Here is a 17055-nt window from a genome sequence, read left to right as displayed (position 1 = left end):
ACAAGCTGCTGGTTATCTAAAGTTTGCCCTCTCCCGATACGGGAGAGGGAGCCTTGTGTGCAGGGATGCTATCTGCCTGAAGTCTCATAAACCCACGGCAAATACTACAGTGAGCCAGAAATGAATCGACAACTTACTAAAATAGCATTGCTCCCTCTCCCGTATCGGGAGAGGGTTGGGGAGAGGGAAAAAATTGCGCCAGAACAAGCTGCTGGTTATCTAAAGTTTGCCCTCTCCCGATACGGGAGAGGGAGCCTTGTGTGCAGGGATGCTATCTGCCTGAAGTCTCATAAACCCACGGCAAATACTACAGCGAGCCAGAAATGAATCGACAACTTACTAAAATAGCATTGCTCCCTCTCCCGTATCGGGAGAGGGTTGGGGAGAGGGAAAAAATTGCGCCAGAACAAGCTGCTGGTTATCTAAAGTTTGCCCTCTCCCCAGCCCTCTCCCGATACGGGAGAGGGAGCCTTGTGTGTAGGGATTCTATCTGCCTGAAGACTCATAAACCCACGGCAAATACTACAGTGAGCCAGAAATGAATTTACGATTTACTAAAATGCATGGGCTGGGGAATGATTTTATTGTCATAGACGCCATTAACCAGTCTGTTAACCTGCTGCCGCATGAAATTGCAATGCTTGCACAGCGCAATACTGGTATTGGGTTTGATCAATGCCTCATGGTTGAATCAAGCAATGATCCTGCTGTGGATTTTTTTTACCGTATCTTCAATGCCAATGGCCAGGAAGTCGGTCAATGCGGTAACGGGGCCCGCTGCCTTGCCCGCTTTATCCAACACCAGCAACTAACCGACAAAGACAGCATTACGGTTGCAACCCGCACTACGGTGATGAAATTAACTATCAATGGCGATGACAGTGTAACCGTAAGCTTTGGCCTACCCAAATTCCACCCGGTTGATATTCCCATGCTGGCCTTTCAACAAGCGGCAAGTTATCAGCTTTCGCTGCAGGATGGCACGCTGCATTCAATACACGCCGTCAATGTGGGCAATCCACATGCCGTCAGTGTCGTTCATGACGTGGCTGAAGCGCCAGTTGCCGCACTTGGTCAGGAAATCAGTGAACATTGCAATTTCCCTGAGCAGACTAATGCCGGTTTTATGCAAATTATTGACCAAAATCATATTGCCCTGCGGGTCTACGAGCGCGGCTGCGGTGAAACACAAGCCTGCGGAAGCGGCGCAGTTGCCGCGGCGATTGTCGGTAAGCTGCATTACCAACTCGACAGCCGTATCCATGTGATGTTACCGGGCGGTGAGCTTATTATTGAGTGGCCAGACGAATCCAGTCCGGTTTTACTGACCGGTCCTGCCAGTTTCGTTTACGATGGCGTCTTATATAGCGGTATGTTGTCATGCGAATAGTTATTTTGGGTGCAGGCCAGGTTGGTGGTACACTGGCAGAAAATCTGGTGCAGGAAAACAATGACATCTCGCTGGTTGATCTCAATGAAAACCGCTTAAAAGAATTGCACCACCGCCTGGATATACAGACTGTCCATGGCTCGGCCTCTTATCCTTCCGTCCTTATTGAAGCAGGGATCGAGCACGCGGATATGTTAATTGCGGTTACCGATAGTGATGAAATTAATATGATTGGCTGCCAGGTAGCCTATAGCCTCTTTCGCACCCCCACTAAAATTGCCCGCATCCGCTCACAACATTATTATAATTATCCTCATTTATTCCATAATGACCATGTTCCAGTCGATGTCATTATCAGCCCGGAAAAGCTGGTTGCAACCCATATTCAAAGCCTCATTACCTATCCCGAGGCAACTCAGATTTTTGATTTTGCGGACGGAAAAATATTGCTGGGAACAATAAACACATCTCCTAATGACATGATGACCGGCAAGAGCGTCGAACAGTTATACCAGGTTCTCAATGGCGCAGAGGTTCGGATTATGGCGGTATTTCGCGGCGACCAATCTATCGAAGCCAGTCCAGACGTTGTGATTCAACCGGGTGATAATGTCTTGTTTGCTGCAACGCCTAAAACCTTGCAACAGGTATTAACAGCCTCAAGCCAGCATTCCTCCCAGCCTAATCATCGTATTTTTATTGCTGGCGGCGGCCATATTGGCACCTCGCTGGCGCAAGCGCTGGAAAACAACTATCAGATTAAGATTGTTGAACATAATAATAATCGCGCCAGCAGCCTGGCTTCGCAATTACGCAAGGGCACTGTATTACAAGGCGATATTGCTGATCGTGATTTGCTGCTTAATGAGAATATTGAATTCGCCGATGTCTTCTGTGCTGTCACTAACGATGACGAAGCCAATATTATGTCGTGCCTGCAAGCCAAACGGCTGGGAGCACGCCATGTCATGGCGCTGATTAATCGCCCTGCTTATATCGAACTGATTGATGACAGCGCCATTGATCAGGCCATTTCACCGCAACAGATTACAATTGGCTGTATTTTAACCAAATTGCGGCGTGGCAATATGATAAAGGTCCAACGGCTGCAAAACAATGAAGCAGAAATTATCGAACTGGTTACCCATGGCAATTCGCACACCTCATTGGTTGTCGGACGCTCTCTGGCAGAGATCCCCTTACCGCCGGGTTGCTCGGCAGCCGCGATAATCCGCAATCAGCGAGTTATTATGGCCACGCCAAATCTGCTGATCGAATCAGGCGATCATGTTATTCTGTTATCGCTTAACAGACGTTATATCCGGCAAATCGAAGCGCTGTTTCAGGTGAGTATCGCCTTTTAACGTAGAAGGGGGCCGTGCGATGCAGATTAAAACGATTTTCCGCCTGCTTGGCATTTTGCTCATGATGTTCAGTGTGAGCATGCTGAGCCCGCTTATCATTAATTTTATTTTTTACGAGCAAACCGGGCGTTCATTCATAGCGGCATTTGGCTGCACTTTTATTACTGGCGCATTATTGTGGCTATGTTGCCGTAATCAACGTCAGGAATTAAAAGTGCGTGACGGCTTTTTACTGGTTACGCTGTTTTGGTTTGTGCTGTGTTTTTTTGCCTCCTTACCGTTTATTTTTAATTTGACTCAACACACTGTCACCGATGCCATATTTGAATCAGTATCAGGTTTTACATCAACAGGGGCAAGCGCAATCAGGCATTTGGAGGGCTTACCCAGCGCATTATTGTTCTACCGCCAACAGTTACAATTTTTGGGCGGAATGGGTATTGTCGTACTCGCGGTGGCTATCTTACCCATGCTCGGCGTTGGAGGCATGCAGCTTTACCGGGCGGAAACACCGGGTCCCATGAAAGACAGCAAGCTTACGCCGCGCATAGCCCAGACCGCAAAAGCATTATGGTCAATTTATGTATTGCTGACCCTGCTCTGCATGCTGGGCTACTGGGGTTGTGGCATGGACTGGTTTGACGCGCTGGGAGAAAGTTTTGCTACTGTTTCGACTGGCGGCTTCTCAATGCACGATAACAGCTTTGCCTATTATCACAGCAGCAGCATTGAACTGGTCGCCAGCCTTTTTATGCTGCTCGGCGGAACCAGTTTTGCCCTGCATTTTTTTACCTTTAAAAAACGCTCATTAAAACACTATTGGCAAGATGAAGAATTCCGCTGCTATATCGGCTTTCTTTTTTTCGCAACCGCCACGGTTGCGGTATGCCTTATCTGCTATGGCTTTTTTAAAGCCAATCATCATACCGTAGTTAAAAGCCTGTTTAATGTCATTTCCATGGCAACAACTACCGGTTTTACTTCAGAAACATTTGGCAGCTGGCCTACTTTCCTGCCATTGCTTATTGTTTTACTTGCCTTGATTGGCGGTTGCGCTGCCTCAACCAGCGGCGGAATTAAAATAATACGGGCGTTACTTATTTTCAAACAGGGCAAACGCGAAATGACTCGTCTGCTCCATCCTCATGCCATCGCACCGCTTAAATTTGGCCGACACTGTCTGCCTGAACAGATTTTGCAATCGATGTGGGCTTTTATTTCTGCGTATATCGGTTTATATCTATTGTTAGTGATTGTGTTTATGGCCTTGGGCAATGATTTTATCACATCCTTTTCAGCCATTATTGCCGGGTTGTCCAATGCTGGCGCTGGAATTGGCGCAATCAGTACAAACTTTGCCAATTTAAACCAGGGAAGTAAATGGGTATTAATTTTCGCCATGATCGCAGGCCGGCTGGAAATATTTTCCCTGCTCATTCTATTCACCCGAGGATTTTGGCAGAAATAGCCTGAAATATTGATTTTACAAGGAGTTTTGCATGGCTGCTGACATAGTAGATGAACTGCTGGCGGATCTTCCCTTAGAAAAACTAAACGAGAAGCAAATTGCGGAATTACGTAAATGCCGTCTCGGAAAAATAACGAAACTATTATTCAAATTCAGGGAAACAGCAGCCCTGTATGCCAATCAGGAAGATAAGCATTCGATTGGACTTCGCCAAACTCATCTGGCTAATTTCCGCCGCCTGCTTATTGAGTTAGCGGCGAGAGCCGCACAAACTCAGGAAACTTATCGCAATCTGGTCATTCAAAATCCCGAACTTGCCAATCTGCTAATGCTCACCCGAATCCACATGGCAGAAGAAAATTCCGAAAGAAAAACGGCGCTGATTAATGAGCTGCTTGACAGTAAGGGCCACTATGACTGGAATGACAGCCAATTTAATCGGCTGGCTCATGATGCATTGCACTGGTTGTTCGAACAGCCGGGCGTTGATAGATCCCGGCTGATACAACGCTATATCGCTAATCATCATACTGGCAATCCGCTGGCTATCGTCCAATTCATCGACAGGCTTTATAAAGATCACGAATCAGACTCGAAAGTCCTTCAGCAATTAATTTCTAATGACTCGCCTGAGCGCACCCTTGCCAAAAGTTACTTAACCGGGAGCGCCTATCTTAACAAATCAGTATCCGGCTTATTATTAGCAAGTTTTAATAACCAGCAACTGCTTGAATTTCTTGCTTTTATGACAACAATTTATCAGCAGCCCGAGCATGCGAAAATCCAGTTGGCAGACAGTTATTTCTCCCGCCTCAAGGAAACCATGCTGCAACCGGGGCAGCCGTCATTTTTTACTGAATTAAGCGCTAAACTACTTAACTACCCGGACCTGATTACGCGTATTTGCAGCCAGTTAGCGATACATAAACACACACAAGCACTCTGGCTGAGCGAACTGATGAAGGCAGGCTGCTCAATTAATCTGCTTATTCCTCATTATTATCAATTACTCAAACAATCAAAGCCTGATGAAATTATCGCCATTGCCACACCATTATCCGATTCCTTCATCTCGGAATTATGCTGTTATATGCAACGTTTGCAAGCACCTGCCTCCCAGTATGCCCTCATCCTGACTCACAGGTTGCAAAATGCTGACAGCCTCATTTTCTTAATCCTTAACAATTACACGCTCCATCAGTTATTGCTGATCAATTTAACAATCATTCCGGATCAGAAACTGTTGGAATTACTTCACTTGTTGCTGCAAAAAAGCAGCGAGAACCCGCTGTACCGCCCCATATTTGATGCGTTATTGCTTCATTTTTGTTCCCGCCTGAAAAGTAAAGCCGCAAATGACGCCATTCATCAATGGATTGAGCACGATCATAGCTCCGAATTGATTCAGGCATTGTTACTCCGGCCAGGTTGTTTTGCCGAGCTGTGCGAACCAGTCAGAAATTGGTACATAACAAATGAGATTTATTTTATCAGGGTGCTTAATATGACTAAGATTAGTGATTACGCTCAGATTGTACATAACTTAATATATCATTTTCGCTCAGACCCTCAAAAACTGGCTACTCTCCTTAAAAATATTGAATCTGCGGCAGCTAAACTGCAAGTCAATGGCAAACAAAATTATCAGGCACTGCAAAACTCCCTGATGAGTTTACTAGCCCAATCCTCTGATCAGCCGACATGGCAATCGTTCATTAAACTATTAGGTCAGCCGGATTATTTTGATAATTTGCTAGCTACCGTAGCATGTCAGGTGCGGGATAAAGATCCGGCTCAAAGTGCATTATATTTAACCCAAATTAAAGCGCAGGCTCTTATTTCCACACCTGAAGCAGTCTATGTTGGTATCCTGCCATACTCCTTGCAGGTTGAAACAGAAAGTAACTGGCTTAAAATTTCAGAGTGTCTCAATCTTCAGGACGCGAGTAAAACGACAAGCTTTATCAAAGCAGTAATTGCGGCCAGAAATAACTATCAGAATGAAATGATTAAACCTCGGCTTGGCCAACTGATCGCCTCGCTTAACCATTTCAGCAGCACACTACCCGAACTGACAGTAAGTGATCTCAGCGCTCTGGCCAGCGTTCTGGATGATAAAACGCTTGTCGCCCGCTTTGCCTCTTGGCTGCCTTTGCTCATGGCCCACCAGCATCCTGATGTCAACGCATTAAATGAGTTACTCCATACTTTACCGCAAAAGGCAGATTTTCTTGAACAGCTGTGCGCTCTCCCCTGCCTGAAAGATTATTTGCCTGAGTTATATCGCTTAAACTGCCGTGACAATCAGCAGTTCGACCTGGGGCAAGCCATTTTAAACAGCCTGGCAGATGATCAGGCAAAACAGGATTTTATCAACCGGACAATTCCTCTCCTGTTCACAACCCGATTGCCGATCCGAAGTTTCATCGGCCTTATTTCGGTATTATTACCTTTGCCGCTGACAACAGCGCATGATTTACCGCTGATTAGGCAAATCATGCAAATGTTTCTCAATATTATTGCTCATGAAACAGAGCTTGCCATTGCATGTAAAGGGCAGTTTCTGTCTTTAATCCTGCATCATCCAGACTGGCTGGAAGGGCTATTTAACGAACCGTTGTTTGGCAGGCTGTTTTTATCCTGTCTGGAGGACCCTCGTGAAAACGAAATCCTGTTCCAGCAATTAACCCATATTTTGTTAAAAGGGATTAATTTTTCCTTTAATACGCATTTGCTGGCTGCGCGCGATTTTCAGGAAATGCTTAAAAAATTATTAATCCTGCCGCCTGCTATGAGTTATGTGCAATACCTTATGCTGTTTGACAGGCTCACCCCTCAAAATCGGGCGGCCGTTGCCGAGCAATTGCTGAAGGCGTCATCACTGCAGGAAATTCAACACGATGCGCTAACATCTATTACCAAATCATTGCCCATCACTGCCATTTATCAACTCTATCTGCAACAACCCGGACAGGAACGCTACACCGATTATCTGATGCGCCACCCTGATTTTGGTAAACTCCCGCAATCCATTCGAGATGAGCTGCTGGCAAAAATTACCTCTTCGGAACAACTCTATCGAATATTATGCGGTCAACCTGATATCGCGGCCAAATTATCATTCACCCAGTTACTGTTTAATTATCTGGCAAGAGCAAAAATACCGCCGGAAAATTGGTTTGGACAGATAAAACTCAGCGTTCAGGCACTCGCCATGTTGGCAAATTATGCCGCGGGCCATGCCCAAGAGGGTTTGAAGCGGGCGCTTAGTCATGCTCCCGGCTACTATCAGATGCTGATTAACTACCTTAAAAACCCTGAATCGCCAATAACGCTGACTAAAGGTAATTTTCTCCATAAACTGGCAGAGAGCGGTTTACTTAATCCCTGGCAGAAAGGGAGAATCGATTTACGTTTTATTGAATCGTTTGAGCCCGCTGCTCAACAAGGAATAATATATAATCAATTGCAATTTTTAATTGATGCGCAACATTTACCCGTTTTTTTTAAACCACTGACCGATTATCAAAACAATCCATCCCAAATCCTGGCTTCGTCCTCGTGGATTGTATGCCTGCCGTTAATTTCTCAAGTACTGCTGGGTGTTCATCATGAGTTTACTTCAGCTGGAGGCAACGCCGTCTCAGATATCATTAATAAAACTGCTCTTTATCGGGAAATCGTTGATTACTTGAGGGCAAGCGATTTTCGTTCGGCACTAGCTAAACGCCTTCACGAGCTTGGTGAGCTGGCGCAAAAATACCTTGAATCAGTAAATATCCCAGAACATAGTGAGTTGATAGCATCCGCCTGCCAAAGCTATCAGCGCGAGCATAATCTGATCCGTCAGTTTGCCGGCGCCGGCACAAGGCAATTACTGTCATTAAATCCGACAACTGTCGGCAGAGCAGAGCTTGCACGGGCATTAAATATGACTCACAATTCGCATACTGCTGCCGAAGCTATTCTGGCAGAGCGGGCAAAGCAATTATTACAGTTTGCATTAACCAGCCAGGACTTGCTAAAACACCACTTACTTCAAAGCCAATTGATCAATTTTTGTTTTTTCAGCCTTGCAAGCAAATACCTGAATGACGAACTGCTCACCCAACTTGTTTCTGCCCTCCCTGCCAGGGCGCTTTTTCAAGAGATTACTGCCGCTCGGAAAAAACTGGCCGCATACACAGCCTTTACCAGGACTTATAGTCAAGCAGGCTCATCAAAAGATCTGGCTTCTTTTATCACAATCTTTAAGCAAAACACACCAGACGCCGACATTTTACCCATTCTTGAATGGGCAGGATTAAAGCAACTGGCCAAATTACTTCGCTTGGTTATCGAATGCAAAGCAAAAGGCCACAACGATATAACAAAATTTTTATTGCCAGAAGAAACAAGCGGCCAATACGATGTTGAATGGTTCGAGTCAGAAATGCAGGAACTTGAAAACAGGCGGCAAATACTTGAAAGTCAGTTTAATAGCCTGCGGCGCCAAGCATTCTGTTATCATAACAACTCTCAGGATAGCGGCCGGCTTGAAGAATTACAACAACAGAGCAGTGGACTCTCTACAAGTGATTTGGCTCACTGTCTGAATAGCTATCTTCCAGCCCTGGCTTCTGTCAATCCGTTGGGGGATCAATTGTTGAGCTGCCTCAACCGTTTAATACCTGCAAGAAAGATCCCATTATCAGAAACCATGGCGACAGCGGTTATCACTGCTGCATTGCGAGATCCGGAACCCTATAAAGAATTGCTCTATTATTTTGCCGGCTCAGCCTGGAATACCTTCTGCCAACCCTTACTTGCCAGCGCCTCAGAAACTAATCGCTATACGCTGAAACAATCGTTATTGATCCAGCACATACAGTTTTATATTGAACCTGTAGCAGAACTGCGTGAGTGGAAAAAATCCAGCGCCATGTTATCCACAACAGGACGCGCCCTGTTTTGCGCCGATGCCAGCCTGCTGGCAGCAAATAATCAGCTGGAAACCAAAGAGCTGCTGGCTGGCGTGCGTGACCTTACTAAAAGCCATGCTCTCCATTATCTGAAGAAACTCGACTCGCATGTATTGCTTGATCAACCCCAGGTTTATTACCACAGTCTGGCGCAATCAGCATTGCTTAGTGGTAATCCAGGCACTTTTGCCGAAGGCGCCGCACTCTGGTTACAGCAAACCGGCGATATCCACCCCGAGCAGGAACTCTGGATGGGAAAATTAATTGATCAAACGGCAAAGCATAATCAATTGCCCGCGTTATATAGCAAATTACAGAATGCCGCTATTCCGAAAGAAAAAAGCAAATGGCTGCTTGGCAAGGTAGCTGCCCATCAGGATATCGATAGTGAAGCTAAAATAATGTGCGGCAGCTGGGAGTGGTTAATTGAACAGTTTAAATTACCGGAAACGAATAAAACCGACTTATTAACCAAGGCGCTGAAATTTGAGAAATACCAGTCAGCGATTATCAGCAATCCGGAACAGCTTATCAAGCTGCTGGCATCCAATATGATTACCGCAAATGATGTTATCGCTTTATCCTGTATCACTGATCCCACGATAAGAGGCTGTTTCGCCGCTCACTTGCTTTGCAGAAACGATTATATCGATAACCTTGGTAAAAACAGTTTTATCAGAGATATCGCAAGCGGGCAAAACGCACTCAGACCGCGCCTGACGCCGCTAATACGAGCATTGCCGCCACAGCTTGTCAATGACGCCATGTTAAACCAGCTCAATCCCGAAGCCGCCGCCAGTCTGTTTTGTTCTGTCAGGCACTTCTCATTGTTTAATAAGGCCAGACTGGAAATTCTCTTTAATCGCCTGGGAAGCGAAAAAGAAAAAGTTGTCAATTACTGGCTGGCTAACTTCGCAACTATGCCCAATGCCCATCTTGGGCTAGCTGTTATTGCTGATAAATATCCTGTACTGCTTAAAAATCTGTTGGCTCAAAATCCTAACCATCCAATTTATCAATCATTGCTTGAGCATAATCCGCATTTCTTTTTAAATCTGACTACAGTTCAGGAGTCGCACCTTGTCTATGCAATCAAACGCTTTTTACATGGCCAGACTAACCTCGCTGACTGCATCTGCGAATTCATCCGTATTGTCAAAAAAAAGGATATGAAGCTCGATACCCAAACCATTTTCCTGTTAAGCCGGCTCAGTGAGCACAGCCAGTTTGCCCCGGTACACACAACTATCGGAGAGCTGACTGGCGATTATGTCAGCAGCTGCGCGGCTCAAGGCGATTTTTCCCTGTTTTATGATGACGGCCAGTTGAATCTGACCTGTATTAACAAGCCGATTATACTCCCTAAAGGTAATCAGGTGATTAACACTTTTAAAGCAGTGATCAAAACCGTTACATTTAATCACCTTTGTCAGGATAATTCGCCAATTTCGGCGGTCAGTAAGGATTATGATCAGATTTCAACCTTTAATTATTTTCTGCTGTTTTATAGCGGCAATGAGCAGAAGTTGAAAAAATTTATCGGAGAATATTTCAGTCTGCTTCAGGCTAACGGCCAGGCCCAACCCTATTTTCAGATGTTGGCGCAATTAACTGGCTATACTCAAGTTCCTGAACTGCAACGCCGGGTTATTTTCGATTGTTTTACCGATCATAATCATTTATTGAATGGTATATTAACAGCAACGCTTCTTGCTTATAATGGAAAAACATTACTGCAACGTCTGGCAAAACAATTAAGTTATAGCGATTTCATCAACCTCGCTTTAGAAGCCGGTAAATCACTTAAGCCAAATTCCGAAGAACTCAAATTAGTGAAAGCCGCTATAGCGGAAGCCAAATTTGAATTGTCGCTAAGCCAGCAAAAAGGCTGGTTTCTCTCTTGGTCACTGTGGTGGCAACGGCTTGGATTTTACGGCTGGCAGGGATTTTTTACTCCCAAAGCGCCACAAATTGTCCAGCCGTTTGAGAAACATAAAGCGGCTCCCCATGAAAAACGACAGCCTGCTGCCGTTCCGCCGACTTTCGAACCAGCTCAGACTGAAACTCTGGCAGAGCTTATGGAAAACTGTAGCAATCCGACTGCATTAAGTCACTGGCAAAATCTTCACCGCGAGTTAATCCGGTTTGAGTTAAGCAGAGACAAGTCTAATGAACAAAAAACTCGTGAGTTGGTTAATTCATTTTATGAAACCTATAAATTCCACTTATCCTTCGAAGTCAGCCGTTGGCTTGAGCAAAATAAAGATCCAATTATATCCAACCGTCATGCATTAATCGCACTCTATAGCCGAAACGGCAATGATGAACAACTCCGGCATTTGCTGGCGTCAAACAGCAGCGATCCGGTAGCGCGGCATTTTGAAGATGGGGGGGAGTTTGAGAAAATCACCCTGCCAGAGGAACGAAAGCCAGCACAACCCGGGCTACTCAAAAGCGCTGTTGATTATGTCGGCAGTTTTTTCCAAACGAATAGTTCAGTACCGCAATCATCAGTGAGTACTACACTAGTGTCAGATGGTCAGCTACATACTTAAACCCTCTCCCGATACGGGAGAGGGAACATTATACATCCTCTCCCGTGTCAGGAGAGGAAAACACCATACCCCCCTCCCGTATCGGGAGAGGGAAAACACCATACCCCCTCTCCCGATACGGGAGAGGGCTGGGGAGAGGGAAAACACCATACACCTTCTCCCGATACGGGAGAGGGCTGGGGAGAGGGAAAAACACCATACCCCCTCTCCCGATATGGGAGAGGGTTGGGGAGAGGGAAAAAGGTTACAAAGCCAAGTAAATTCCTTGCTCTTAAACACAAAACACAGTACAATATGACAAATTATTAAACAATAAATGCCATTTCACTATGTTAAAAGCCACCGTTTATTATTACCCACCCTTAAACATGCTGAAATTCGGGCACATCGCCGTAAAAATATCCTTTCAAGAAAACACTGTTCCAGCTCACGGTATCCGCTACACCTGCAGGAATCGATGTAAGAAGTATGAGCAACGTCAGAAATCCGAAGCCAGAATAAATCATATTCCTATCTTATTTAAAGAGGATAACAAATATATTATTTATGGTAATAAAGAGGGGGAATGGCAAGAAACTGAATTGAATTCGCTGTCAGAACAGGAATTAAACCTGCTTGCTACAAACTTCGAAGCGGATTGCAGCAGCCGTGTTATCGCTCCTGAACACCCATTTTTTGACCTCTTTAAAAAGGGTCACACCAATTATAAACGGCAAGAATATTTCTTTGACTGGGGCGGCACCTATCTATTGGAAATTAATCAGCGAGTACGCGGTACGCCTGTTTGTATAGAATTACCAGTAAGCCCAAAAAGCTGGCATGATTTTATAGCTGCTGCAGAAAAAACACCTTATTTCCCCCATTACCCAACTAGAGAAACACAATACGACTTACTACGCAATAACTGTGCGCACTCGGTTATGCAAATACTGCATTTGGCAGGTTATATTACAGAACAACCAAAGCCAGGCTTTGCCTTGACGCCTTATGGTGCAGCAAAACAAATTTGTAAAATTGCAAATGACACACGAGCCCTGGCCCAAACAAACCTGATAAATTCGCTTTCTGAAATAAACCGCAATAATCCCGAACAGATCAGGACACTGCTTCAATATTTGCTTCAGCGTTTAAATGATCAGTCGCATTTCAGCGGGAGTTTATACCGCCAATGGTATAAACAGGATCGCGAGCTTGTATCCAATATTAATTTCGATGGTTCAATGGATTCTATTGCAAGGTTATTAGAAGCTTATGAAACCGTCCATCCCCAAACCGCGCAGGAATTGGAAAAATGTATTGCTGCCTTACCCCCTGGGATACTTTTAAAGGCAACAATCCAAAGACTGTATTGCGCCGCTGATGGTTTAGATAAAAAGGATGCCGCAATTTCCCGAAAACTGGCAGACGATTTAAGCCGAGAGCTAAATGCCTTTGAAGCAGCAACCATTAATCATGAAACATTTGCCAAAAATTGCGCTGACTTGCTTGCAGCCGCCAAACCAACGCTTGAAAAACATAGAAATTATCAACGGCTATTTAAAAATATTGCCCTTGCAATCGCTGGACTTGTTGCCTTTTATGTCATCGCGATTTGTGTTAATAAAGCTGTTACAGGGAATTTTCTATTTTTTAATGAGACAAAATTATCCAGGATGGGCGATACGATTAAGAAAGAAACTAACGAATATATAACACCAAATTTAACCCCATACCCGGAACCGTAACGTGCCAGTTGGCGTGCTTGGGCGTTTAGCTGGTACAGGAACCGTGGGGAATAGCGCCATTGCTGGTACTATAGCTGGTATAGCAGTAAGAGCGGCCGGCAAGCAGCTATCTAGCGGCGGTGTTGGAGTCAGATTAAGGTAAGCCAAAACAGGGACTGTAAAGCCAATTGGATAGTTAATTAACTACTTCAACTTCCAGCGTTTATGCAGCCACATCCATTGTTCAGGATGAGCCAGGATAATCTTTTCAAGCGCTTTATTATAAGCAAGCGTATTATGATAGATCGCATCCTGCGTATTCTCATGTTCCTGCCAATATATTGGTTCAAAAAACTCAAGAACATGACGGCCATCCGGTAAACGATAACCCGCTGCCGGCACAACCGGCACCCCGGTATGGCGGGCAAAACTGGCCAGGCTGCGATAGGTTCCTGCTTTTTTACCGAAAAACTCAGCAGCGACCCCGTCACGATTAACTAATGACGCATGCTGATCCAGTACAAAAACAACAGCGTGATTTTGATCCAAAGCATCGCAGACCTGCTGCAGCGAATTTTTTTTGGGAATAACATTTAAACCAGCCTGATAATAACGGCGGAATAAAATCCGCTCTATCGTTTTGTTACCAAGCGTACGGCGTATGAAATGGAACTGGCCCTGAAATTCTTTAAAATTCAAAATGCCGCCAATCGGTGCAAATTCCCAATTACCAAAATGACCAGTTAAAACCAGAACACCCTGATTTTGCGCAGCGATTTCCAGCAACCGCTCATGGCCCCGCACTTCCACCAGATCACGTAAGCGCGCCTCACTCATAAAGCGCAATTGCACAGCTTCTTTTATTGAAGTTGCCAAATGCGAATAAAACGCCTGAGCCAGCCGCTTTTTCTGCGTCTGATTTAACTGCTCCCCAAACACTTGCTCGATATTGGCCATTACGACTTTTTTTCGGTACGGCAACAGGCGGTGCACCAGACGGCCCGCCCAGCTCACTCGCAGCTGATTGATTTTTTCTACCGTGTCATTATTCACAGGATTTGATCACCAGACAGGCATCCATACTGGCAAAACCGCGATTAATCATAACCGCGTGGTTTATCTTGTCAGCTAATTCGCGGTTACTTGCGCTAATATTCAGCGTTGAAGCAGACGCCGACTTCTGCTCAAGGTTAGCAATTCCAGGAATACAACGGTTGCGCAGGGAATAGGCGGTCAATACCGTGTCAAGCACGCCCGAGGTACACAAAGTATGCCCCATAGACCATTTAAAAGCAGTGACGGGTGTGTTATAGCCACCGAACAATGAATTAATCGCATAAGCTTCACTGTCATCAGAAGCCTTATTACCATTACCATGGGATACAATCAAGTCAATTTCCGCTGCAGAAATTTCGAGTCCTGCCAACGTTTTTTCAATTACGCCAGCCAGTGCCTCCCCGCTATTATCCAACGAGAACAAACCAGCATTTTCACTTGCTGAAAAACCGCCGGCAATCTCGCCATAGCGCACGGCATTACGCTCCCGGGCGCTTGCTTCGCTCTCCAGGACTAAAGCAGCCGCCCCTTCAGCCAGAATCGTACCATCGTGATCCTTATCAAAAGGCTTTAGATGACGGCCGCTGAGTACTCCCAGGCGATCATAATAAAACATTGCCTGTGGTTCTATTCCCATGTCGTAAGCAACGACAACCGCCCGCTCAGCCTGTCCGCTTTTAATAGCATGGTATGCCTCGATAATAGCTTGCGTGCCGCCAGCGGCATGGTTGGTTACATTGTGGTTAGGACCTTTGAAACCATAGGTTATCCCGGTATAAGCCAACACATTATTAGGCAGTATACGCAGTAGCCACATGGGGTGTACTTCATCAAATAACTGCTCGGCAAAACGCGTCATATCGCCATTGGACTTGGCCAGCAACGGCAGGAAATCATATTGCTGAAAATACTTGTTGCCAGGAGAGCCTGCATAAACGCCGGTATTGTCATTAAATCCGGTACTGTCAGCCAGACTATCGCGATAAGCAATCATGCCGCTGTGCTCTACCGCCTGAACCGCAGCATTGATTCCCATCACATCCTGACGGGAAATGACTTTTATCAATTTACGATCAGGCAACATTTTCGCCGGCTGAAAATTTTTCAACTCTCCACCGAGCCTGGTAGGCCAATCGGTTAAATCCCAGTGATTGATTTCAGCAATACCTGAAGTGCCAGCCTGTATTGCATCCCAGGTCTGATCAGCATTTTCGCCGCAAGCCGTCAGTGCGCTTAAGCCGGTAATAAAGACGCGATTACTCATTGCCTGCATCTCCAAATTCAGGGTGTTTAAATAGTAAGCAACTATTAGAGCCGCCAAATCCAAATGAGTTGGATAATACCACCCCTAATGATTTTTCCCGAGGTCCTTCAGTGACATAATCAAGGTCGCAATCCGGATCAGGGGTTGTCAGATTGGCAGTCTGGGGAATCAGGGCATGCTCTATGGATAGAACCGACAGTACTGCTTCCAAAGCGCCGGCTGCTGCAATCAGGTGACCAGTCTGGCTTTTTGTAGAGCTGGTAGGCAAGCGATAGGCGCTTTCACCAAAAACAGCTTTAATTGCATTGGTTTCACTCAAATCATTCATCTTGGTGGATGTACCATGCGCGTTGATATAATCAACATCGCCTGCAGAAATTCCCGCATCACGAATAGCCCGTTCAATTGCCTGAATGGCGCCATCGCCGTTAGGATGAGAATCGGTAATCCGATAGGAACTTAACGAGTTGCCTTCGCCGGCAAGCTCGGCATAAATCTTCGCGCCGCGTGCCTTGGCCTTGCTCCATTCTTCCAGAATCAAAAACGCAGCCCCTTCACCCAGGACAAAGCCATGACGGGTTTTGTCAAATGGGCGGCTGGCGGTAGTTGGCGTATCGTTATAAGTGGATAAGGCGCCTAACAGGCAGAAGCTTGATAAGCCTAGCGGATTAATCATGGAGTCAAAACCGCCTGCCAGCATAAAATCAGCCTCGCCGCGGCGAATCGCCTGCATGGCAAGCCCTAATGCCTGGCCGCCGGAAGCGCATGCGGTATGTACAGAAGTCGCATAGCCTTCAATGCCAAATTGCTGAATTAATAAAGACAGTCCGGAGTTTGAGGTCGTCTTGCCAAAATCGTCCAATCGGTAAAATGAATTCGTGTGTTGCTGAAGTTGCTGCCAATCCGGCGTGCCCTCGGCGGCGCAGGTTTGTTGAAAGCGCTGCAGGTATTCAAATTCAGCGGTCATCATCCCGCTTCCGGCGACAACGCCCCAACGCCTGGCATCATGTTTCTGCGGCATGATCCCTGCATCGTCAAAAGCCTGTTGCGCGGCTTCAAGGGCATATTGAGTAAATGCCATTGCGAAACGGTTGTGCCTGCCCGTCGCAGCCACAGTTGGAGTAAAATTTTTAACTTCCGCCGCAATCCGGGTTGGAAATGCAGATGCGTCAAATTGCTGAATCCCGGCAATCCCGGAATGACCTGCAAGCAGGTTCTGCCATGTTGAACGGGTGTCATGACCCAGCGGCGATACAACACCTAACCCGGTTATAGCTATACGTCTTTTACTCAT

9 protein-coding genes are annotated in these 17055 nt (G+C 45.8%); 6 read left to right on the top strand and 3 right to left on the bottom strand.

All coding sequences use genetic code 11. From position 1 onward, the window contains the following. Positions 1 to 538 precede the first annotated feature (538 nt). The 6 genes from dapF to ACFORL_RS06035 all read left to right on the top strand — a co-directional run bounded on the left by dapF (position 539) and on the right by ACFORL_RS06035 (position 13604). Positions 539 to 1390 carry a diaminopimelate epimerase gene (gene dapF / locus ACFORL_RS06060; RefSeq protein WP_382342114.1) on the top strand — a complete coding sequence of 284 codons (852 nt, stop codon included), beginning with the start codon at positions 539 to 541 and terminating at the stop codon, positions 1388 to 1390. Next, entirely contained in the window at positions 1381 to 2754 is a 1374-nt protein-coding gene (gene trkA / locus ACFORL_RS06055) for a Trk system potassium transporter TrkA (RefSeq protein WP_382342112.1), read from the top strand. The genes dapF and trkA overlap by 10 nt, the downstream gene beginning before the upstream one ends. Positions 2755 to 2773: 19 nt before the next feature. Beyond that, positions 2774 to 4222, top strand: coding sequence for a TrkH family potassium uptake protein (locus tag ACFORL_RS06050; protein ID WP_382342110.1), 1449 nt, complete (start codon positions 2774 to 2776; stop codon positions 4220 to 4222). 31 nt (positions 4223 to 4253) lie between these two features. Next, positions 4254 to 11738, top strand: coding sequence for a hypothetical protein (locus ACFORL_RS06045; protein ID WP_382342108.1), 7485 nt, complete (start codon positions 4254 to 4256; stop codon positions 11736 to 11738). 329 nt (positions 11739 to 12067) lie between these two features. Then, entirely contained in the window at positions 12068 to 13462 is a 1395-nt protein-coding gene (locus ACFORL_RS06040; protein WP_382342106.1) for a hypothetical protein, read from the top strand. Between the two features lies 1 nt (position 13463). After that, complete coding sequence (locus ACFORL_RS06035) at positions 13464 to 13604, top strand: hypothetical protein (RefSeq protein WP_382342104.1); 141 nt, start codon at positions 13464 to 13466, stop codon at positions 13602 to 13604. 41 nt (positions 13605 to 13645) lie between these two features. Here ACFORL_RS06035 and ACFORL_RS06030 read toward each other — a convergent pair whose 3' ends face one another. From ACFORL_RS06030 to ACFORL_RS06020, 3 genes are read right to left on the bottom strand one after another with little or no spacing between them, the layout of a single operon-like run. Next, entirely contained in the window at positions 13646 to 14494 is an 849-nt protein-coding gene (locus tag ACFORL_RS06030) for a lysophospholipid acyltransferase family protein (protein WP_382342102.1), read from the bottom strand. Continuing rightward, positions 14487 to 15770 (bottom strand): beta-ketoacyl-[acyl-carrier-protein] synthase family protein, encoded by a 1284-nt coding sequence (locus tag ACFORL_RS06025; RefSeq protein WP_382342101.1) that lies wholly within the window; start codon positions 15768 to 15770, stop codon positions 14487 to 14489. Before ACFORL_RS06025 ends, ACFORL_RS06030 begins: the two co-directional genes overlap by 8 nt. Further along, entirely contained in the window at positions 15754 to 17055 is a 1302-nt protein-coding gene (locus ACFORL_RS06020) for a beta-ketoacyl-[acyl-carrier-protein] synthase family protein (protein WP_382342099.1), read from the bottom strand. The genes ACFORL_RS06025 and ACFORL_RS06020 overlap by 17 nt, the downstream gene beginning before the upstream one ends.

It is taken from the genome of Legionella dresdenensis (assembly GCF_042649825.1).
Lineage (GTDB): Bacteria > Pseudomonadota > Gammaproteobacteria > Legionellales > Legionellaceae > Legionella_C > Legionella_C dresdenensis.
Note: the sequence above shows the minus strand (reverse complement) of the source record. Positions and strands in the feature narration are given on the sequence as shown.

What these genes read in the sequence shown, in the direction of transcription:
- ACFORL_RS06045 (WP_382342108.1), top strand. Translation starts at nt 4,254, where the DNA reads ATGGCTGCTGACATAGTAGATGAACTGCTGGCGGATCTTCCCTTAGAA.
- ACFORL_RS06020 (WP_382342099.1), bottom strand. Translation starts at nt 17,055, where the DNA reads ATGAGTAAAAGACGTATAGCTATAACCGGGTTAGGTGTTGTATCGCCG.
- trkA (WP_382342112.1), top strand. Translation starts at nt 1,381, where the DNA reads ATGCGAATAGTTATTTTGGGTGCAGGCCAGGTTGGTGGTACACTGGCA.
- ACFORL_RS06050 (WP_382342110.1), top strand. Translation starts at nt 2,774, where the DNA reads ATGCAGATTAAAACGATTTTCCGCCTGCTTGGCATTTTGCTCATGATG.
- ACFORL_RS06040 (WP_382342106.1), top strand. Translation starts at nt 12,068, where the DNA reads ATGTTAAAAGCCACCGTTTATTATTACCCACCCTTAAACATGCTGAAA.
- dapF (WP_382342114.1), top strand. Translation starts at nt 539, where the DNA reads ATGAATTTACGATTTACTAAAATGCATGGGCTGGGGAATGATTTTATT.
- ACFORL_RS06025 (WP_382342101.1), bottom strand. Translation starts at nt 15,770, where the DNA reads ATGCAGGCAATGAGTAATCGCGTCTTTATTACCGGCTTAAGCGCACTG.